This window comes from Variovorax paradoxus, assembly GCF_902712855.1.
Lineage (GTDB): Bacteria > Pseudomonadota > Gammaproteobacteria > Burkholderiales > Burkholderiaceae_C > Variovorax > Variovorax paradoxus_Q.
Window position 1 is genome coordinate 4,299,874 of record NZ_LR743507.1, and the last position, 20,821, is coordinate 4,320,694.

The 20,821-nt window shown below is 67.9% G+C and carries 18 protein-coding genes and 1 pseudogene; 18 read left to right on the forward strand and 1 reads right to left on the reverse strand.

Features of this window, described 5'->3' with window-relative positions; translation table 11 throughout:
- Positions 1-3 precede the first annotated feature (3 nt).
- The 18 genes and pseudogenes from AACL56_RS19970 (at position 4) to AACL56_RS20055 (ending at position 19,953) form a co-directional block, all read left to right on the forward strand.
- Positions 4-1,266, forward strand: a complete 1,263-nt coding sequence (locus AACL56_RS19970; RefSeq protein ID WP_339091543.1) for a nitrate regulatory protein — start codon at positions 4-6, stop codon at positions 1,264-1,266.
- 344 nt (positions 1,267-1,610) lie between these two features.
- Positions 1,611-2,855 carry a CmpA/NrtA family ABC transporter substrate-binding protein gene (locus tag AACL56_RS19975; protein WP_339091544.1) on the forward strand — a complete coding sequence of 415 codons (1,245 nt, stop codon included), beginning with the start codon at positions 1,611-1,613 and terminating at the stop codon, positions 2,853-2,855.
- A 10-nt stretch (positions 2,856-2,865) separates the two neighbouring features.
- A complete protein-coding gene (ntrB, locus tag AACL56_RS19980; protein ID WP_339091545.1) occupies positions 2,866-3,795 on the forward strand; it encodes a nitrate ABC transporter permease in 930 nt (309 codons plus the stop codon).
- A 55-nt stretch (positions 3,796-3,850) separates the two neighbouring features.
- Positions 3,851-4,660, forward strand: coding sequence for an ABC transporter ATP-binding protein (locus tag AACL56_RS19985; protein WP_339091546.1), 810 nt, complete (start codon positions 3,851-3,853; stop codon positions 4,658-4,660).
- Between the two features lie 27 nt (positions 4,661-4,687).
- Positions 4,688-5,956 (forward strand): annotated as a pseudogene (locus AACL56_RS19990) (NAD(P)/FAD-dependent oxidoreductase); the annotation flags it as partial.
- Positions 5,957-5,976: 20 nt separating this feature from the next.
- Complete coding sequence (locus tag AACL56_RS19995; RefSeq protein ID WP_339092907.1) at positions 5,977-8,781, forward strand: nitrate reductase; 2,805 nt, start codon at positions 5,977-5,979, stop codon at positions 8,779-8,781.
- Between the two features lie 187 nt (positions 8,782-8,968).
- Entirely contained in the window at positions 8,969-9,874 is a 906-nt protein-coding gene (gene ybiB / locus AACL56_RS20000; protein WP_339091547.1) for a DNA-binding protein YbiB, read from the forward strand.
- A complete protein-coding gene (cobA, locus tag AACL56_RS20005; protein ID WP_339091548.1) occupies positions 9,871-10,683 on the forward strand; it encodes a uroporphyrinogen-III C-methyltransferase in 813 nt (270 codons plus the stop codon). The genes ybiB and cobA overlap by 4 nt, the downstream gene beginning before the upstream one ends.
- A 94-nt stretch (positions 10,684-10,777) precedes the next feature.
- Positions 10,778-11,896, forward strand: a complete 1,119-nt coding sequence (locus tag AACL56_RS20010) for an ABC transporter ATP-binding protein (protein ID WP_339091549.1) — start codon at positions 10,778-10,780, stop codon at positions 11,894-11,896.
- Between the two features lie 94 nt (positions 11,897-11,990).
- Positions 11,991-13,259, forward strand: a complete 1,269-nt coding sequence (locus AACL56_RS20015) for an ABC transporter substrate-binding protein (RefSeq protein ID WP_339091550.1) — start codon at positions 11,991-11,993, stop codon at positions 13,257-13,259.
- Between the two features lie 142 nt (positions 13,260-13,401).
- A complete protein-coding gene (locus AACL56_RS20020) occupies positions 13,402-14,307 on the forward strand; it encodes an ABC transporter permease (RefSeq protein WP_339091551.1) in 906 nt (301 codons plus the stop codon).
- An 87-nt stretch (positions 14,308-14,394) separates the two neighbouring features.
- Positions 14,395-15,285, forward strand: coding sequence for an ABC transporter permease (locus AACL56_RS20025; RefSeq protein ID WP_339091552.1), 891 nt, complete (start codon positions 14,395-14,397; stop codon positions 15,283-15,285).
- Between the two features lie 67 nt (positions 15,286-15,352).
- Positions 15,353-16,483, forward strand: coding sequence for a sterol desaturase family protein (locus AACL56_RS20030; protein WP_339091553.1), 1,131 nt, complete (start codon positions 15,353-15,355; stop codon positions 16,481-16,483).
- Positions 16,483-17,271 (forward strand): YaeF family permuted papain-like enzyme, encoded by a 789-nt coding sequence (locus AACL56_RS20035; protein ID WP_339091554.1) that lies wholly within the window; start codon positions 16,483-16,485, stop codon positions 17,269-17,271. Before AACL56_RS20030 ends, AACL56_RS20035 begins: the two co-directional genes overlap by 1 nt.
- 11 nt (positions 17,272-17,282) lie before the next feature.
- Positions 17,283-18,509 (forward strand): NAD(P)/FAD-dependent oxidoreductase, encoded by a 1,227-nt coding sequence (locus AACL56_RS20040; RefSeq protein ID WP_339091555.1) that lies wholly within the window; start codon positions 17,283-17,285, stop codon positions 18,507-18,509.
- 198 nt (positions 18,510-18,707) lie between these two features.
- A complete protein-coding gene (gene rpsU / locus AACL56_RS20045; RefSeq protein WP_007833691.1) occupies positions 18,708-18,920 on the forward strand; it encodes a 30S ribosomal protein S21 in 213 nt (70 codons plus the stop codon).
- A gap of 113 nt (positions 18,921-19,033) precedes the next feature.
- Positions 19,034-19,483, forward strand: coding sequence for a GatB/YqeY domain-containing protein (locus AACL56_RS20050; protein WP_339091556.1), 450 nt, complete (start codon positions 19,034-19,036; stop codon positions 19,481-19,483).
- Positions 19,483-19,953 carry an NUDIX domain-containing protein gene (locus AACL56_RS20055; RefSeq protein ID WP_339091557.1) on the forward strand — a complete coding sequence of 157 codons (471 nt, stop codon included), beginning with the start codon at positions 19,483-19,485 and terminating at the stop codon, positions 19,951-19,953. The genes AACL56_RS20050 and AACL56_RS20055 overlap by 1 nt, the downstream gene beginning before the upstream one ends.
- Before the next feature lie 22 nt (positions 19,954-19,975).
- Here AACL56_RS20055 and AACL56_RS20060 read toward each other — a convergent pair whose 3' ends face one another.
- Complete coding sequence (locus AACL56_RS20060; RefSeq protein WP_339092908.1) at positions 19,976-20,734, reverse strand: sulfite exporter TauE/SafE family protein; 759 nt, start codon at positions 20,732-20,734, stop codon at positions 19,976-19,978.
- Between the last annotated feature and the right edge of the window lie 87 nt (positions 20,735-20,821).

A 20,821-nucleotide genomic window follows, 5' to 3' on the forward strand; every position in this document is an offset into this window, starting at 1 on the left:
CGAATGAAATCCGGACTGAACTTCCTCATCGCCGCCCGCCGCTGCGAAATCGACGAGCTGGACCAGCTCGCGCGCACCAGCGAGCTGGTGGGCCTCATCGGCCGGCTGGTGCATGCGCTGCAGCGCGAGCGCGGCATGTCGAACATCTTCCTGGCCACGCGCGGCAGCCGTTTCGCCGAACAGCGTGCCCCTCAGATCGCCGAATGCCTGGCGCTCGAGCAGGAGGTGCGCGCCGGCTTCGACCAGCTCCAGGCCGACACCCACCGCGGCGCCGGCACGGGCAACGGCGCACGCCTGTTCAGCCGCATCGCCTGGGTGTTGCCGGGGCTGGACGCCCTGCCCGCGCTGCGCAGCCGCATCGACGCGCTCGAGCTGAAGCCGGCACAGGCCGTGGCCGCCTTCGCCAAGCTGGTGGCCGGCCTGCTGTCCGTGGTGTTCGAGGCGGCCGACGGCGCCTCCGACCCCGAGATCTCGCGGCTGCTGGTGGCCATGTTCAATTTCATGCAGGGCAAGGAATTCGCCGGCCAGGAGCGGGCCTTCGGTGCCGCGGCACTTGCGCTGGGCCGAAGCGACGAGGCGCAGCGCCTGCAGTGGCTGCATCTCATCGAGTCGCAGGAACGCTGCTTCCAGGTATTCACCGACTTCTCGGGCGACGCCGTGCTCGCGCTGTGGCGCGACAGCCAGCCCGACGCCACGCTGGCCGAGCTCGAACGCATGCGCCGCCGCGGCACCACGTCCGCACCGGCGGACCCGGCCCTCAGCCACGCCTGGTTCGACTGCTGCACCCGCCGCATCGACGCCATGAAGACCGTCGAGGACCGCCTGGCAGCCGACCTGCGCGCGCTGTGCGACCGCAAGACCGCGCAGGCCCGCAGCGAGCTGCAGGAATACCGCCAGCTGCTCGACGTGCTGGCGCCGCAGGCCGGCGCGCTGTTCTTCGACGACGCCGACGCCCAGGCCACGGCGCCGGCCCATTTCGGCCGGCATCTTGAACGCTCGGTGCTCGACATGGTCCAGGAGCAGTCGCGCCGCCTGCAGGCCATGAGCGACGAACTCGAGACCGTGCGCGCCTCGCTCAACGAGCGCAAGGTCGTCGAGCGCGCCAAGGGCCTGCTGATGGCGCACCGCCGCCTGAGCGAGGACGAGGCGCACAAGATGCTGCGGCAGACCGCGATGAACCAGAACCGTCGGCTGGTGGACGTGGCCGAGTCGATGCTCGCCATGGCGGACTACCTCCCGATGCTCGACCGCGCACCGCCGCGCTGAGCCTGGCGACCCGCTCAACTTGGTGCAGCGCACAACAAGCGTGCCTGCAAGCGGTGCGGTGTGGCCTCCCGGCCTTCCGCGCACACCGACATTCCGGCATCGAGCCCCTCGATCAGTGGCGGCGCAACCCGCAGCAAGCTGGCACACCGCTTGCAAGCAAGCTGCCTGCAGGCCCCGCAACGGGCCTTCAGGCAGGCGGCACCCAATGGCGGGTGCTTCCCACCGACCGGACAAAGGCGTCCCCACCCCGCAAGGGCTCGTTTCGAGCAGCCCCTGCGCGGTGCGGACGCCTTTTTTGCTTTTGTCTTTCCTCTTCTGTTCGTTTTCAACCGGAGCCACCGCCCATGACCGATCTGCTCAAAGCCCGCCTCAGCCGGCGCCGCGTCCTGCAAGCCGCCGCCATCGGCGCCGTGGGCATCGACCCCGCCCTGCGCGCGGCTGTCTGGGCCCAGGGCTCCGACAAGCCCGAGAAGGAAGAAGTGAAGATCGGCTTCATTCCGCTGACCGACTGCGCCAGCGTGGTGATGGCCTCGGTGCTGGGCATCGACAAGAAGTACGGCGTGAAGATCGTGCCCAGCAAGGAAGCCAGTTGGGCCGGCGTGCGCGACAAGCTCGCCAACGGCGAGCTCGATTTCGCCCACGTGCTCTACGGCCTGGTCTACGGCATGCACCTCGGCCTGAGCGGCCCGAAGAAGGACATGGCCGTGCTCATGACCCTGAACAACAACGGCCAGGCCATCACGCTGTCGAAGAAGCTCGCCGACAAGGGCGCCGTCGATGCCGCCTCGCTCGCCAAGCTCATCGCCAGCGAGAAGCGCGAATACACCTTCGCCCAGACTTTCCCCACCGGCACGCACGCCATGTGGCTCTACTACTGGCTCGCATCGGCCGGCATCGATCCGTTCAAGGACGTGAAGAACATCACCGTGCCGCCTCCGCAGATGGTGGCCAACATGCGCGTGGGCAACATGGACGGCTACTGCGTGGGCGAGCCCTGGGGCCAGCGCGCCATCATGGACGGCATCGGCATCACGGCCATCACCACGCAGGACATCTGGAAGGACCACCCCGAGAAGGTGCTGGGCACCACCGCCGAGTTCGCGAAGAAGTACCCCAACACGGCACGCGCCGTGACCGCCGCGATCCTCGAGGCGAGCAAGTGGATCGACACCGGCCTGCAGAACAAGAACAAGATGGCCGAGACCATCGCCGACAAGAGCTACGTCAACACCAGCGTGGACGCCATCAACCAGCGCATCCTCGGCCGCTATACCAACGGCCTGGGCAAGAGCTGGGACGACCCCAACCACATGAAGTTCTACAACGGCGGCGCGGTGAACTTCCCGTACCTGTCGGACGGCATGTGGTTCCTCACGCAGCACAAGCGCTGGGGCCTGCTCAAGGAGCACCCCGACTACCTGAAGGTGGCCACCGAGATCAACCGCATCGACATCTACAAGCAGGCCGCCGCCGCCACGCAGACGCCGGTGCCCAAGGACGCGATGCGCAGCAGCAAGCTCTTCGACGGCTCCGTCTGGGATGGCAAGGACCCGAAGAAATACGCCGAATCGTTCAAGTTGCAAGCCTGAGGAGAACACCATGGTCAGCGCTGTTTTTCATTCGCCCCTGGATGCCTCGCTCCCTGTGCCGCATGCGGGAGAGGGCCGGACTGAAAGTGTGCCCCGTGCGGAGGCCGCCCCTCGGCCCGCCGCGCTTCCCCGAGCGCAGAAGGAACGCAGGCAACTCGACCTGCGTGCATTCTGGATGCGCGTGCTGCCCCCGTTCGCAGGCTTCGGGCTCCTGCTCATCGTGTGGCAGCTCGTCGCCGCGAGCAGCACCACCGGCTTTCCGACGCCGCTGGCCACATGGCAGCAGGCGGTGACGGTCTTCAGCGATCCGTTCTACAGCAAGGGCCCGAACGACCAGGGCGTGGGCTGGAACGTGCTCTCGTCGCTGCAGCGCGTGGCGCTGGGCTTCGGCCTCGCGGCGCTGGTCGGCATCCCGGCGGGCTTCGCGATCGGACGCTTCGAGTTCCTGTCGCGCATGTTCAATCCGCTCATCAGCCTGCTGCGCCCGGTGTCGCCGCTCGCGTGGCTGCCCATCGGCCTGCTGGTCTTCAAGGGAGCCAACCCGGCGGCCATCTGGACCATCTTCATCTGCTCGATCTGGCCGATGATCATCAACACCGCCGTGGGCGTTCAGCGCGTGCCCACCGACTACATGAACGTGGCCAAGGTGCTGAACCTGAGCGAATGGAAGATCCTCACCAGCATCCTGTTTCCCGCGGTGCTGCCATACATGCTGACCGGCGTGCGGCTGGCCGTGGGCACCGCGTGGCTGGTGATCGTGGCGGCCGAAATGCTCACCGGTGGCGTCGGCATCGGCTTCTGGGTGTGGGACGAGTGGAACAACCTGAACGTCGCCAACATCATCATCGCGATCTTCGTGATCGGCATCGTCGGCCTGGTGCTGGAATTCGCGCTCATCAAGCTCGCGACCGCATTCACCTTCGAAGAGGTGAAGTCATGAGCCGCACAACCACTCGCGAGGCGAACAACGCAGCGCTGCTGCGCGGAGGTTTCCAATGACTGACGACAGCAAGTACATCGAGATCCACGGCGTCGAGCAGGCGTTCAAGACTCCCAAGGGCCGTTTCGTCGCGCTGCGCGACGTCAACCTGAACGTGGCCAAGGGCGAGTTCGTCACGCTCATCGGCCACTCGGGCTGCGGCAAGTCGACGCTGCTGAACCTCGTAGCCGGGCTCACCACGCCCACCCAGGGTGCGCTGCTGTGCGCCAACAAGGAAATCAAGGGGCCCGGCCCCGAACGCGCGGTGGTGTTCCAGAACCACTCGCTGCTACCCTGGCTCACCTGCTTCGAGAACGTGTACCTCGCCGTGGAGCGTGTGTTCGCCGGCAGCGAGAACAAGGCGCAGCTGCGCGCGCGTACCGACGCCGCGCTGGCGCTGGTGGGCCTCGCGCCCGCCGCGCAGAAGCGGCCCGGCGAGATCTCCGGCGGCATGAAGCAGCGCGTGGGCATCGCGCGCGCGCTGTCGATGGAACCCAAGGTGCTGCTGATGGACGAACCCTTCGGCGCACTCGACGCCCTCACGCGCGCCAGGCTGCAGGACGAACTTCTTGCCATCGTGCAGAAGACCCGGAGCACCGTGATCATGGTCACGCACGACGTCGACGAGGCCGTGCTGCTCAGCGATCGCATCGTGATGCTCACCAACGGCCCGGCCGCCACCATCGGCGAGGTGCTCAGCGTGGGAATTCCGCGCCCCCGCAACCGCGTCGACCTGGCGGAAGACCCGGCCTACGTGCACGCGCGCAAGGCCGTGATCGACTTCCTCTACATGCGCCAGGCCCACGTGGAGAAAGCCGCGGCCTGACGGATCGCCACAGTGCCCAGCGACCCCATGAAGAAGATGAAACTCGTGATGGTCGGCAACGGCATGGCCGGCGTGCGCACGATCGAGGAGCTGCTGAAGATCGCGCCCGACCTGTACGACATCACCGTGTTCGGCGCCGAGCCGCATCCCAACTACAACCGCATCATGCTGTCGCCGGTGCTGGCCGGCGAGCAGACGGTCGACGATATCGTGCTCAACAGCTGGGCCTGGTATGCGGACAACCGCATCGCGCTGCACGCCGGCAAGAAGGTGGTCGAGGTCGATCGTGTGAAGCGCATCGTGCGTGCGGTGGACGCGCAGGGTGCCGTCACCGAAGCGCCCTACGACCGCCTGCTGGTGTGCACCGGCTCCAACCCTTTCATGCTGCCGGTGCCGGGCAAGGACCTGCAGGGCGTCATTGCCTACCGCGACATCGCCGACACCGGCTACATGATCGAAACCGCGCGCACCCACAGGAATGCGGTGGTCATCGGCGGCGGCCTGCTGGGCCTGGAAGCCGCCAACGGACTGATGCTTCGCGGCATGAACGTGACGGTGGTGCACGTGATGCCCTGGCTGATGGAGCGCCAGCTCGACGACGTGGCGGGCAAGCTGCTGCAGAAATCGCTGGAGGACCGCGGCCTGAAGTTCCTGATGGGTGCGCAGACGCAGGACATGGTCGGCGACAGTGACGACGGCAAGGGTGGCCGCGTAAAGGCCGTCCGCTTCAAGGACGGCACCGAGGTCGCGGCCGACCTGGTGGTGATGGCCGTGGGCATCCGCCCCAACGTGGAGCTTGCCGAGAAGATGCGGCTGCACTGCAACCGCGGCATCGTGGTCACCGACACCATGCAGACCGTGACCGACGCGCGCATCTACTCGGTGGGCGAATGCGCGGCGCACCGCGGCATCGCCTACGGCCTGGTGGCGCCGCTGTTCGAGCAGGCCAAGGTGGCGGCCAACCACCTGGCGCAGTTCGGAATCGGCCGCTACCTGGGCTCGCTCACCTCCACCAAGCTCAAGGTGACAGGCATCGACCTGTTCTCGGCCGGCGAGTTCATGGGCGGGGAAGGCACCGAGGAGATCGTCATGAGCGACCCCTTCGGCGGCGTCTACAAGAAGCTGGTGATCAGGAACGACCGGCTGGTAGGCGCGTGCCTGTACGGCGACACGGCGGACGGCAGCTGGTACTTCAGGTTGCTGCGCGAAGGACGCGATGTGCACGCCATCCGCGACCGGCTGATGTTCGGCGAACCGGCTGCCGGCAATGCCGGCCACGGCAGGGTGGAGGCAGCGTGAGTCCCGCGAGCGCCACGATGCGCGAGACGCGCTCCACCTGCCCTTACTGCGGCGTCGGCTGCGGGGTCATCATCGAATCGGACGGCACCGAGATCACCGGCGTGCGCGGCGATCCCGACCACCCGGCGAACTTCGGGCGCCTGTGCACCAAGGGCTCGACACTGCACCTCACGGCCAGCGCCACGGTCACGCGGCAGACGCGTCTGCTGCAGCCGATGCAGCGCCTCTCACGCGGCGAGGCGCCCGTCGCAACCTCGTGGGACAGCGCACTCGACCTCGCCGCCGGCAAGTTCGCCCAGGTTGTGCGCGAGCACGGGCCGGACGCGGCAGGCTTCTATGTGTCGGGCCAGCTGCTCACAGAGGACTACTATGTCTTCAACAAGCTCGCCAAGGGGCTGGTGGGCACCAACAACATCGACACCAACTCGCGGCTGTGCATGAGCAGCGCGGTGGCCGGCTACAAGCAGGCACTGGGCGCCGATGCACCGCCGACTTGCTACGACGACCTGAAGCATGCGCAGTGCCTGTTCATCGTCGGCAGCAACACGGCCTGGGCGCACCCCATACTTTTTCGCCGCATCGAGGACGCGAAAGCCGCGAACCCGGCGCTGAAGATCGTCGTGGCCGATCCGCGCCGCACCGACACGGCCGAGATCGCCGACCTGTTCCTGCCCATCCAGCCCGGCACCGACGTGATGCTGTTCAACGGCATGCTGCACCTGATGCTGCGCGAAGGCTGGACCGACGCGGCCTACATCGCGGCGCACACCAGCGGCTTCGGGGCGCTCGAAGCCACGGTGCGCGAGTGCACACCCGGGAAGGTGGCGCAGGTCTGCGGCATTCCGGTGTACGACCTGCTCGCAGCGGCGCGGCTCTTCGCCACCTCCGCGGCCACGCTGAGCCTGTATTGCCAGGGCCTGAACCAGTCGTCGAGCGGCACCGCGAAGAACGCGTCGCTCATCAACCTGCACCTGGCCACCGCGCAGATCGGCCGCCCCGGCGCGGGACCGTTCTCGCTGACCGGCCAGCCCAACGCCATGGGCGGTCGAGAGGTGGGCGGACTGGCCAACCTGCTGAGCGCGCACCGCGACATGGCCAACCCCGCGCACCGGGCCGAGGTGGCCGCGCTGTGGGGCGTGCCTTCGGTGCCCGGGAAGCCCGGCAGGACGGCCGTGGAGATGTTCCAGGCCGCGGCCGATGGCGAGATCCGCGCCCTCTGGATCGCGTGCACCAATCCTGCGCAGTCGATGCCCGACCAGGCCACAGTGCGCCGCGCGCTGGAGCGCGCCGAGTTCGTCGTGGTGCAGGAGGCCTTCGCCACCACGGCCACCTGCGCCTTCGCCGACCTGCTCCTGCCTGCCACCACCTGGGGCGAGAAGGAAGGCACCGTGACCAACAGCGAGCGCCGCATCTCGCGCGTGCGCCCTGCCGTGCCGGCGCCGGGCGAGGCGCGCAACGACTGGTCGATCGCGGTGGCCTTCGCCCACCGCCTCGAGCGGCAGCTGGGCCGCGGCTTCACGCTGTTTCCGTACGAGACGCCCGAGCAGGTGTGGAACGAGCACCGCGAGTCGACGCGCGGGCGCGACCTGGACATCACCGGCATGAGCTACGCGATGCTGGAGACCGCCGGCCCCCAGCAATGGCCGATGAAGGAAGGCGACACCGTCGGCCGCGTGCGCCTGTACGAAGACGGCGTGTTTCCCACGCCGGACGGTCGCGCGCGCTTCGTCGACACCGTCTACCGGCCGGTGGCCGAGGCCCGCGAGGCGCGCTACCCGTTCTCGCTCAATACCGGCCGCCTGCGCGACCAGTGGCACGGCATGAGCCGCACCGGTACCGCCGGCCGGCTTTTCGGGCATGTGCCCGAACCCGCCGTGCAGTTGCATGCGCAGGACATGGCGCGCCGCCAGATCGGCGAAGGCGACCTGGTGCATGTCACCTCGAAGCGCGGCTCGATCCTGCTGCCGGCGCGCGCCAGCGCCGAGGTGGGGCTGAACCAGGCCTTCATCGCGATGCACTGGGGCGAGGAATACCTGGGCGGCTGCTCGTCGACCGGCACGCGGCTCGCGGGCATCAATGCGCTGACGACGCCCGCCTTCTGCCCCAGCTCGAAGCAACCCGAGCTGAAGCACACGGCGGTGAAGATCCTCAAGGCCGAACTGCCCTGGTCGCTGCTGGGCATGGCGTGGCTGCCGGCGGGCGAGGCGCTTGCCGCGCAGCGCGCGCTGCAGCCGCTGATGGCAATGTTCCCGTTCGCAGTCTGCGTGCCGTTTGCGGGCAGCACGCAAGGCCAGGCGCGCAGCGGCCTGCTCTTTCGCGCCGCCGCCCACGAGGCGCCCGATGACGCGCTGCTAGAGAAGATCGAAGGGCTGCTCGGCCTGCAGGCTGCAGACATCCTGCGCTATGCCGACCGCCGCCGCGGCCAGCGCCGCTGCGCGCGGCTGGTGCGCCGCGTCGACGGCAGCGCGGCGCTGGAGGCCTTCCTGCTGGGCGGCGACACCAGCGCCGAGGCCTGGATCGCAACGCTGCTGCGCGAGGAGCTGCCCGCGCAGACCTACGGACGCATGCTGCTGTCGCCGGGCGCGCGCGCGCCGGTGGCGGTGCAGTCGCGCGGCAGGACGGTGTGCACCTGCTTCGACGTGGCCGACGCGGCGATCCAGTCCGAACTGGTGCGCTGCAGCGGCACGCCGGACGAGCGGCTGGCCAGGCTGCAGGGAGCGCTGAAATGCGGCACCAATTGCGGCTCGTGCATTCCGGAACTCAAGCGGATGGTGCGGGCGACGCCGGTGGAGGTGGAGGCGGTGGAGACGGCCGCCTCATGACCCCGGTCTTCGCCCCCTCCTCTGGGGGAGGGATGGGGTGGGGCAAGCGGCCTCCACCGCCGCGCAGCCTTCGAGGCCGCCGAGCCCAGGCCCCATCCCTGCCTTCCCCCAACGGGAGAAGGAGCGAATCCGATGCATAAGCCGAATGAAGTTCCGGCATAAGCCTTGCAGGACAATCCACCCACCCATGGGAATCAGCCAATACATCAAGGAAATCGGCCGCGGCGCGCGAGGCGCCAGGCCGCTCACGCGCGAAGCGGCCACCGATCTCTTCGGCCAGGTGCTGGACGGCACCGTCACCGACCTGGAGCTCGGCGCCTTCTGCCTGGCCATGCGCATCAAGGGCGAGACGCCCGAGGAGATGGCCGGCTTCCTCGACGCCACCCACGCGCGGCTGGAGCGAATCCCGCCCGGTGACCGCCCGCTGGTGGTGCTGCCCAGCTACAACGGCGCACGCAAGCTCCCGGTGCTCACGCCGCTGCTGGCGCTGCTGCTGGCGCGCGAAGGCCTGCCGGTGCTGGTGCATGGCAGCGCCAGCGAAACCTCCCGCGTGCTGGCGTCGAACGTGCTCGCCGCACTCGGCGTGACGCCGATGACCGCCATCCGCCCCGTCGCCAGCGGCGAAGCGGCCTTCGCGCCCACCGAGCTGCTGAACCCCGCCCTGAAGCGCCTGCTCGACGTGCGCCGCGTGGTCGGCCTGCGCAATCCGGGCCACAGCGTGGTGAAGCTGATGCAGCCCGGCGCCGGCTCCTGCGTGGTGGTGGCCAGCTACACGCATCCCGAATACGCACGCACCATGGGCGAGACCTTCGAGCTCACGGCCATGACCGCCCTGCTCTCGCGCGGCCTCGAAGGCGAAGTGGTGTCCGACCCACGCCGCACCGCGCAGATCGACGGCTTCGTGCGCGGCGTGCGCACCGAACTGCAGGCCCAGCAGCCCGGCACCGCCGCGGACGTGCCCGGCCTGCCCAGGGAGATCGACGTCGCCACCACCGCCGACTACACGCGCCGCGTGCTGGCCGGCGAGCTTCCCGTACCCGAGGCCATCGCGACGCAGGTCGGGCACATCACGCAACTGGCATCCCACGCATGAACAACAACGCCCACCCCACCCTGCCTTTCATCACCGGACGCTGCACGCTGGTGGGCGCCGGCCCCGGCGACCCGGAACTGCTGACGGTCAAGGCCGTGAAGGCGATCCAGGCCGCCACCGTGCTGCTGGTCGACGACCTCGTGAACGACGAGATCCTGGCCTATGCCCGCCCCGGCGCGCGCATCGTGCACGTGGGCAAGCGCGGCGGCTGCAAGAGCACGCCACAGGCCTTCATCGAGCGGCTGATGATCACCGCGGTGCGCGAAGGCGAGACCGTGGTGCGGCTCAAGGGCGGCGACCCGTTCATATTCGGGCGCGGCGGCGAGGAGGTCGAACACCTGCGCGAGGCCGGCATCGAATGCGTGGTGGTCAACGGCATCACCGCCGGCCTGGCCGCGGTGAGCGGGCTGGGCGTGCCGCTCACGCACCGCGACCATGCCCAGGGCGTGGTGTTCGTCACCGGCCACGCGAAGACGGGCGCCGGCGCCGCCGAGGAGCCGACCGACTGGCGCGCGCTGGCCGCCATGGCGCACGACGCACGGCTCACGCTGGTGATCTACATGGGCGTGTCGGGTGCAGCCCACATCGAGCGCGAACTGCTGCACGGCCTGCCGGCGGACACGCCGGCGGCCGTCGTCCAGCATGCGAGCCTGCCGCACCAGCGGCACGTCGCGACCACGCTGGGCCGGTTGAAGAGCAGCATCGCCGAAGCCGGACTGGCGAGCCCCGCGGTGATCGTCGTGGGCGACGTGCTGCGCGGCCTCGCCGCGGCCGAGCTGCCGGCGAGCACGGGCAGGTTCGGCACCTGAGTCCGAGGCGGCCGCGCCGCCGTCCCCCGCAGCCGCGGACCGGCCGCACCCCGGATTGGTGCGGCGTGGCATGGATCGTGCTGAGCCACCGGCAATGAATGCCGTCGCCACGCCCGTCCCCGCCGCCGTCGAGATCGTCGCGCTGACCAAGCGCTACGCACCCGGTACCCCGGCCGCCGTCGACCAGATCGATCTGCGCATCGCCAGCGGCAGCTACTGCTGCCTGCTGGGACCGTCGGGCTGCGGCAAGAGCACCACGCTGCGCATGATCGCCGGCCACGAGTCGGTGAGCAGCGGCGACATCCTGCTGGACAACCGCAACATCACCAACCTGCCCGCTGCCGCGCGCGGCACGGCGATGATGTTCCAGAGCTTCGCGCTCTTCCCGCACCTTTCGGCCACCGACAACGTGGCCTTCAGCCTGAAGATGAAAGGCATCGGCAAGGCCGAGCGCCAGAAGCGCGCCAGCGATCTGCTGGAGCGTGTCGCCATGGGCCATCTGGCGGCGCGCAAGCCCGGCGAGCTTTCGGGAGGCCAGCAGCAGCGCGTGGCGCTGGCGCGTGCGCTCATCACCGAGCCGCGCGTGCTGCTGCTCGACGAGCCGCTGTCGGCGCTCGATCCGTTCCTGCGCATCCAGATGCGCGCCGAGCTGCGGCGCTGGCAGAAGGAGCTGGGGCTGACCTTCGTGCACGTCACGCACTCTCAGGAAGAGGCGATGGCGCTGGCCGACACCATGGTGGTGATGAACCACGGGGTGATCGAGCAGGTCGGCTCGCCGCACGCCATCTACAACCACCCGGCCAGCGAGTTTGTGGCGCGGTTCATGGGCGGGCACAACGTGTTCGACACCCCTGGCGGAGCCATCGCCGTGCGCAGCGACCACATGCGGATCGCGCCCGCGTCGGACGCCGGCGAGTCCGGCGGACTTGCCGCCACCGTGACCGACGTCGAATACCAGGGCACCTACGTGCTGCTCGGCCTGGCGCTGGATGCCGCAGCGCCGGCGCGCCAGGGCGTCTCGGTGCTGCTTGGCGAGGCGGCCTTTCTGGCAAAGCCCTACGCGCCGGGCGATGCCGTGCGCCTGTCGTGGGCCGATGCCGATGCACGCCCCCTGGGCCCGGGCGTCAAGCCGCCGGGGCAGCGCACCCCCGCGACGGCACCCGCCCCCGCAGCGCGGCGCGACGACAACGCCGCGATCGCCATGACGCTCTGAGCGCGCAGCAGCCTCACAGCGCGACACCGAACAGGATTTTTCACCCGTCCCTTCCCAGCCACTCTTCAGCCACTTCTTTCACGGAGACTTTGCAATGACCGACCCCATCGAATCGTCCCCCGGCTTCAAGCGCCGCACGCTGCTGCAGGGCACCGCCGGCATCCTGGCCACGGGCATCGCGCCCTTCGTGCACGCACAGGAAAAGATCGTGCTGCGCTACCTGGGCACCGCGGTGAACCAGGACAAGGCCATCGCCGAGAAGTTCAAGGCCGACACCGGCATCGAGATCCAGTACGTGGCCGTGACCACCGACGACGTGACCAAGCGCGCCGTGACCGCGCCCAACAGCTTCGACCTGATCGATACCGAGTTCTTCTCGCTCAAGAAGATCGTGCCGACCGGCAACCTCAAGGGCATCGACACGAAGCGCGTGAAGAATGCGGACAAGATCACCTCGCTGTTCACCAAGGGCGAAGTGGCCGGCAAGAAGGTGGGCGACCAGGGCACGGCGCCGGTGAAGGTGATCTACCTCGAGGGCGAGAAGAGCAAGGCCTTCGCCAAGGCGGCCACGCAGTACATGTCGCTCATCCCGACGACCTACAACGCCGACACGCTGGGCATCCGCCCCGACCTCATCAAGCGCCCCATCGGCTCGTGGGCCGAACTGCTGAACCCCGAGTTCAAGGGCAAGACCGCGATCCTGAACATTCCCTCGATCGGCATCATGGACGCCGCGATGGTGGTGGAAGCCAAGGGCATCCACAAGTACGCCGACAAGGGCAACATGACCAAGGCCGAGATCGACCTGACGATCAAGACCCTCATCGAAGCCAAGAAGGCCGGCCAGTTCCGCGCGCTGTGGAAGGACTTCAACGAATCGGTCAACCTCATGGCCTCAGGCGAAGTGGTGATCCAGTCGATGTGGTCGCCCGCTGTCACGGCCGTACGCGGCAAGGGCATCGACTGCACCTTCCAGCCCCTGAAGGAAGGCTATCGCGCCTGGGCCTCGGGCTTCGGCCTGCCGGCCACGCTCTCCGGCAAGAAGCTCGATGGCGCTTATGAGTTCATCAACTGGTTCCTGGACGGCTGGGCGGGCGCCTACCTGAACCGCCAGGGCTACTACAGCGCCGTGCTGGACACTGCCAAGACGAAGATGGAAGCCTACGAGTGGGCCTACTGGATGGAGGGCAAGGCCGCGGCGCAAGACATCAAGAGCCCGCAGGGCGACGTGATCGCCAAGGCCGGCTCGGTGCGCGACGGCGGCAGCTACGAGCAGCGTATGGGCGGCATCGCCTGCTGGAACGCGGTGATGGACGAGAACGAATACATGGTCAGGAAGTGGAACGAGTTTGTGGCGGCGTGAAGTTGGCTACCCCCCGAATCTCCGCGCACTTCGTGTCGCTTCGGATCCCCCCCAAGGGGGGCAACACCAGCGGCCCGGCAAAGCCGGTTCCGCGGTGTTTCCCGAACATGCTTCGCTGCGCTCGCACTGGAGAGAGCTACAAGTGAGCAGCAACCCGGCCGTCGAGAAATCGCCTGGAGGCATCGCCGCATGGTGGCAGGCAGCGCCGTTCGCGCTGGTGTTCCTGTTGTTCTTCCTGGTTCCGCTGGCGCTGGTCGCGATGGTCAGCCTGTGGAATTTCAACGAGTACGAACTGATCCCGGCCGTCACGCTGCGCAACTACCTGAGCCTGTTCGAGGGATGCTCGCGCCTCACCGACAACGGCGACCTGTGCGTCACGCTCAACACCTACCTGAGCACCTTCAAGTTCTGCTTGCTGGTGTGGGGCATCACGCTGCTGGTCGGATTCTCGGTGGCGTACTTCCTGGCGTTTCATGTGCGCTCGTCGACGGTGCAGACGGTGCTGTTCGTGCTCTGCACGGTGCCGTTCTGGACATCGAACGTGATCCGCATGATCTCGTGGGTGCCGCTTCTGGGTCGCAACGGCCTGGTCAACCAGGCGCTGATGGGCACGGGCCTCGTGAACCAGCCGGTGGAATGGCTGCTGTTCTCCGATTTTTCGGTGGTGCTGGCCTTCGTGCACCTCTACACCATGTTCATGATCGTGCCGATCTTCAACAGCATGATGCGCATCGACCGCTCGCTCCTCGAAGCGGCGAGCGACGCGGGCGCCTCGGGCTGGCAGACGCTGTGGAACGTGGTGGTGCCGCTGTCGCGCACCGGCATCCTGATCGGCTCGATCTTCGTCATCACCATCGTGATGGGCGACTTCGTGACCATCGGCGTGATGGGCGGGCAGCAGATCGCGTCGATCGGAAAGATCATCCAGGTTCAGACCTCGTACCTGCAGTTCCCGCTGGCCGCGGCGAACGCGATGATCCTGCTGGCCGTGGTGCTGATGATCATCTGGGGACTGACCCGGCTGGTCGACATACGCAAGGAACTCTAGAAATGATCCCCCCTCGCTCGTCGCTTCGCGTATCGCGGCCCCCCGAAGAGGGGCCTCAGTGCCTTCTGGCGTCCGGGCGGCACTGACATGCAGACGCCCATCAGCGCACAGCGCGCCCCCGGCTTCTGGCCGCTGGCCACGGTGTTCGCGCTCTTCGTGCTGTTCCTCTACGGCCCGATGATCACGATCTTCGTCCTGAGCTTCCAGGGCCCCGAGGGCGGCCTGACCTTCCCGCTGCGCGGCGTGTCGCTGCACTGGTTCCACAAGCTGGCCGAGGGACTGGGCACGGTGGACATCGGCGCTGCGTTCCGGCGCTCGCTGGCGCTCGGGGCCGTGGTGATGGGCTTCACCGTAGTGCTGTCGGTGCTGGCCGGGCTCGCATTCCGCAAGAAGCTGGCGGGCAGCAACGCGCTGTTCTTCGTGACGGTGGCGAGCCTGATCATGCCGTCGATCATCATCTCGCTGGGCATCGGACTGCAGTTCCGCCTGCTCGACACCGGCATCAAGAGCGTGCTCACGGCCATGGATGCGACCTCGCTGCTCGAGGGCTACGGTACCGCGCTGGGCCTGTTCAGCTCGGCGCTCGGCGCGCACCTGACCTGGACCCTGCCCTTCGGCCTGCTCATCATGTTCGCGGTGTTCAACCGCTTCAACCCGGCCTACGAGGAAGCCGCGCGCGACCTAGGCGCCACGCCCTGGCAGGCGTTCCGCTTCGTGGTGCTGCCGCTGATCGGGCCGTCGATCGTGGGCATCGGCATGTTCGGCTTCACGCTGTCGTGGGACGAGATCGCCCGCACATCGCAGGCCATCGGCGACGTCAACACGCTGCCGCTGGAGCTGCAGGGGTTGACCTCGACCGTGACCACGCCGTCGATCTATGCCCTCGGCACGGTGACGACCGTGGTGTCGCTGCTGGTCATGGCGCTCGCGCTGGGCGCCGCGGCGCTGCTGCGGCGCCGCGCCGTGCGCAGGCCGTGAGCGTTTTCCTACAGCCCCCTCTAAAATCGCGCTCCAACAAAAGCGCAAGCAAAAAAGAGAGGTGGGCATGCTCGACATCGACAAACTCAACGAATTCACCCAGAACCACGGCGAGCTGCGCCGCGGGCAGGGGCTGGTCACCGGCACCATCGCGCTGAGCCTGGCCATCCTGTGCTTCCTGGGCGTGCTGGCCTTCCACTTCCCCCAGTACCTCACCACGCCCGAGCTGCGCAAGAGCTACAACGTGGACGTGATGCGATTCATTCTGCTGGCGGCGCTGGTCATCTCCGGCGGCCTGTCGCTGGTGAACATCATCTTCAACCGCTCCCGCTGGCTCTCCTCGGCGGCGTTCCTGCTGGTGGCCGCCTCGGCGCTGCTGGGCGGCCACAAGGTGCCGGTGCACGACTTCGCGGACAACACGCCGTACATCGGGCTGGACTGGTTCATCCTGGACCTGCTGGGCTCGTCGCTGATCTTCATCTTCATCGAGAAGCTCTTCGCGCTGCGCAAGGACCAGCCGGTGTTCCGCGAAGAGTGGCAGACCGACTTCCACCACTTCGTGGTGAACCACATGATCGTCGGCTTCGTGCTGCTGGCCACCAACCTCATGGTGCACAAGCTGTTCGGCTGGGCCGCCAACGACGGCATCCGCGGCTGGGTGGGCAACCTGCCGTTCTGGGCGGGTCTGCTGCTGATCATCCTGGTGGCCGACCTGGTGCAGTACTGGACGCACCGCGCCTACCACGAGGTGCCCGTGCTGTGGCGCCTGCACGCGGTGCACCACAGCGTGAAGAGCATGGACTGGATGGCGGGCTCGCGCCAGCACATCCTGGAGCTGCTGATCACGCGCACGCTGGTGCTGGCGCCCATCTACGTGCTGGGCTTCAGCAAGGAAGTGATCGACGCGTACATCGTGGTGGTCGGCTTCCAGGCGGTGTTCAACCACTGCAACGTGAGCGTGCGGCTCGGCCCGCTGCGCTACATCGTCGTGACGCCCAACTTCCACCACTGGCACCACAGCCAGGACATCGAGGCGCTCGACAAGAACTATGCGGCGCACTACGCGTTCCTCGACTACATCTTCGGCACGGCCGTGAAGAGCACCAAGCTCTGGCCCGAGAAGTACGGCGTGCTGGGCGACTACGTGCCCAACGGCTTCTTCAAGCAGCTGAAGTTCCCGTTCGTCTGGAAGGGCTGATGCGCATCGCTTCCCGAACCGCCGCGGCCATCGTCGCGGCGGGCGCCGCCCTGCTGCTCACGGCCTGCGCCACCCGCCTCGACCTGCCTTCGAAGGACAACGGCCTGCGCCTGCGGGTGCAGAGCTCGGTGATCGCGCCGGGCAACGGCGGCGAACTCATCGCCGCCGAGGCACTGGAGCCGGGCGACATCCTCCTCACCTCGATCGCCACGGTGAATTCGTTCGGCATCCGGCTGGGCACCTTCTCGCCGGTGAGCCACGCGGTGCTGTACCTCGGCGACGGCCAGATCGCCGAAGCCGTGGGCACAGGCGTGCGCGCGCGGCCACTGGCCGAGGTGGTCGACGAAGAACAGATGGTGGTGGCGTTCAGGGTGCCGGGCGTGGATACGGCCGCCGCCGGACGCATGCGCGACTGGGCCATGTCGCAGGTCGGCGTGCGCTACAACACCGTGGGCGTGCTGCTGAACGCGCCCTTCGTGCTGAACCGCCGCCTGTGCGAACTGCCGCTGGTGCCCACCGCGGTCAGCCATTACTGCATGAGCGGCATGGCGATGGTGCAACTGGGCGCGAGCCGCGACGACCAGTTCTTCTGCTCGCAGTTCGTGCTCGAGGCCTACAACCGCGCGGGCCTGCCGATCACCAGCGCCGACCCGCGCTGGGTGAGCCCGGCCGACCTGCTGCACATGCGCGAGGGCGACGTGCCCTCGATCGCCGCCACGCAGCCGCTGCGCTACGTGGGACACCTCAAGTACAACCCCCCGCCGCTGCTGGCGGCGGACGGCCCTTGAGCGCGGCCGGCATGTCCCATCGGTTCGACGTGGTCGTGATCGGCGCCGGCGCCGCCGGGCTGTTCTGCGCCGGCGTGGCCGGCCAGCGCGGGCTCAGGGTGCTGGTGGTGGACCACAGCGAGAAGGTGGGAGAGAAGATCCGCATTTCTGGGGGTGGCCGCGCCAACTTCACCAACCGCGACCTCGACGTGCGCGCGCCGCAGCGCCATTTCATCGGCGACAACCCGAACTTCTGCCGCTCCGCGCTGTCGCGCTACGCCCCGCAGCAGTTCATCGAACTCGTGCAGAAGCACGGCATCGCCTTCCACGAGAAGCACAAGGGACAGCTGTTCTGCGACGGCTCCTCGCAGCAGATCGTCGACATGCTGCTGGCGGAATGCGCCGCGGGCGGGGTCGAGCGCTGGCAGCCCTGCCGGGTGGGAACGATCACCTTTTCTGCCGGAAGCGAAGACGGGACGGGCGCAGGCAGCTATCGGATCGAGAGCAGTCGAGGCGTCGTCGAGACGGCGAAGATCGTGGTGGCCACGGGCGGCCTGTCGATCCCGCAGATCGGCGCCAGCGACTTCGGCTACCGCATCGCCGAGCAGTTCGGCCTGCGAATGGTCGCGCCACGTCCGGCGCTGGTGCCGCTGACCTTCGGCGGCGACGCCTGGACGCCGTACGCCGAGCTGGCAGGGCTGGCGCTGCCGGTGCGCATCGAGACCGGGGCCAAGAAGGACAGGATGGCCTTCCTCGAGGACCTGCTCTTCACCCATCGCGGCCTGTCGGGTCCGGCGGTGCTGCAGATCTCGAGCTACTGGAAGCCCGGGGCGCCGCTCACGCTCGACTTTGCGCCCGGTGTGGACGTGGCCGGAGCGCTCGGAGAAGCCAAGCTGCGGTCGAAGAAACGCATTGCCAACGAACTGGCCACGCTGGTGCCTTCCCGGCTGGCGGATGCCTGGGTCGGGCAGGACCCGGCCTTGCAGCGTCCGGTGAACGAAGCAGCCGACAAGGCGCTGATGGCGTTGTCGGAACGCATCGCCCGATGGCAGATCACGCCCAGCGGCACCGAGGGTTACAAAAAAGCCGAAGTCACGGCAGGTGGGGTGGATACCCGCGACCTGTCGTCGCAGACCATGGAGTCGAAGCAGCCGGGCCTGTATTTCATCGGCGAAGTGGTCGACGTGACGGGATGGCTGGGCGGATACAACTTCCAGTGGGCATGGGCGAGTGCCCATGCGTGCGCGACGGCGCTCTGACGGCCTCCTGCCTGCTTGGGTCGAGCGCAGAAAGGGCGAATCGACACGAAGTTGGCCAACCCTGGAGATTTGTACATCCAGTGCTATACTCGCGGGCTAACTTTGGCCTCCCCTCAACGGCCGCAAAAATTTTCAGTTGAGGAACCCCGGCCTGGGGCCTCGATCTCCCCCGGCCAAATTCATTTCAACGATTCATCAATGACCACCATCCGCGTTAAAGAAAACGAGCCCTTCGACGTCGCACTGCGCCGTTTCAAGCGCACCATCGAAAAGCTCGGCCTGCTGACCGACCTGCGCGCCCGCGAGTTCTACGAAAAGCCGACGGCCGAGCGCAAGCGCAAGAAGGCTGCCGCGGTCAAGCGCCACTACAAGCGCGTGCGCAGCATGCAGCTGCCCAAGAAGCTGTACTAAGCAACGCCCCGGGCGGCAGGCATTCGACTCCAGTCGGCGCCGTCGCCCCGTTGCTTCAGCCGCGCCAGGGAAACCTGCCGCGGCTTTTGTTTTTTCCGAAAGGTTGCCGAAGAATGACGCTCAAAGAACAAATCACAGAAGACATGAAGACGGCGATGCGCGCCAAGGACTCCGAACGCCTGGCGACCATCCGCCTGCTGCTCGCCGCCATGAAGCAGAAGGAAGTCGACGAGCGCGTGGAGCTCGACGACGCCATGGTCATCGCCATCGTCGACAAGATGGTCAAGCAGCGCAAGGACTCGATCGCGGCATTCACCACCGGTGGCCGCCCCGACCTCGCCGACAAGGAAGCCGCCGAGATCAAGGTGATCGAGGTCTACCAGCCCCAGCGCATGGGCGCCGACGAAGTGGCTGCCGCGGTGAAGGCCATCGTGGCTGAACTCGGCGCCAGCGGCCCCGGCGACATGGGCAAGGTGATGGGCGTGGTCAAGACCCGACTCGCCGGGAAGGCCGACATGGGCCAGGTCAGCGCAGCGGTCAAGTCCGCTCTGACGGGCGCCTGATGACCGCCAGCAGCCCGTCCGACCCGATCCTCAAGGCCTGCGCCTGCATGGTCGACTCGCGGGGCCGGCTGCTGGTGTTCCGCCATCCCGAGGACGGCAACATGCAGCTCCCCAAGGGCACCATCGAGCCCGGCGAGTCGCCCGAGGTCGCCGTGCGGCGCGAGCTGCTCGAGGAATCGGGCATCGACTATGCCGGCCCGCTGCAATCGCTCGGCACGCTCGACCGCGAATGCGAAGCGGGCGTGGAAGGCAACACGCACCGGCATCCGCAGCTGTGGCACCTGTTCCTGATGCGCGCCGAAGGCAGGCTGCCCGAGACCTTCCTGCACACCGCCACAGGCAGCCCCGAAGAGGAAGGCCTGGTCTTCCTGTTCCGCTGGCTCGAAGCCGGCGAGTCGCTCGACGACTTTGCACTGCCCTACCGCCAGACCATCGAACGCGTGCGCGCCGCGTTGCTGCTCGCAGCCTGAGCCTGCCGGCTCGCCCGGTCGTTCACGCCAGCGCGCGCACGACCATGTACAGGCCCAGCAAGGCGAGCCCGCCCAGGAAGCAGCGCCGGAACACCGCCACCGACAGCCGCTGCCGCAGCCAGGTGCCGAGCACCATGCCGCCGATCGCCGGCACCAGCATCGCGATCGAGCCGCCCAGCGCCGACATCGGATAGTCCCCGCTCCCCGCCAGCCCGATGGCCAGCACCACGGTCGAGGTGGTGAACGAGATGCCCATCGCCTGGATCAGCGAATCGCGCTCAAAGCCCAGGGCCTGCAGGTAAGGCACCGCCGGGACGGCGAACACGCCGGTCACCGCGGTCACCAGCCCTGTGACGAGGCCCACCAGCGGTCCCATCCAGCGCGCCTGCGCATCGCTCACGTGCAGCTTCCGGCCGGTCAGCCCCCAGCCCGCGTACAGCATCAGCGCCACTCCGAGGGCCACCGATGCCCAGGCGCCCTCGGGCACGCCCAGCCACAGCGTCCCGCCCAGCGTGCCGACGACGACGCCGGCCTGCATGCCGCCGATGCGCCTGAGCACTGGCATGAAGGTCGCGCGCGGCCCGGTCTGCCAGACGTTGGTGACCAGCGAGGGCACGATCAGCAGGGCCGCGGCCTGCACGGGCGACATCCACAGCGCCAGCAGCGCCATCGACACCGTCGGCAGCCCCAGGCCGACCACGCCCTTGATGACGCCTGCCAGCAGGTACACCGCCGTGGCGGCGGCCCAGAAAGTTGCCATGTCGTAGTGCGGATGCGTCATCGCGGCCGAGTCTGCCGGGTCGGACCGACGCTGGAAATGCGTCATTCGCAGAGTGAGGCTCAGGCTGGGACTGAGGCTCCTCGTGCA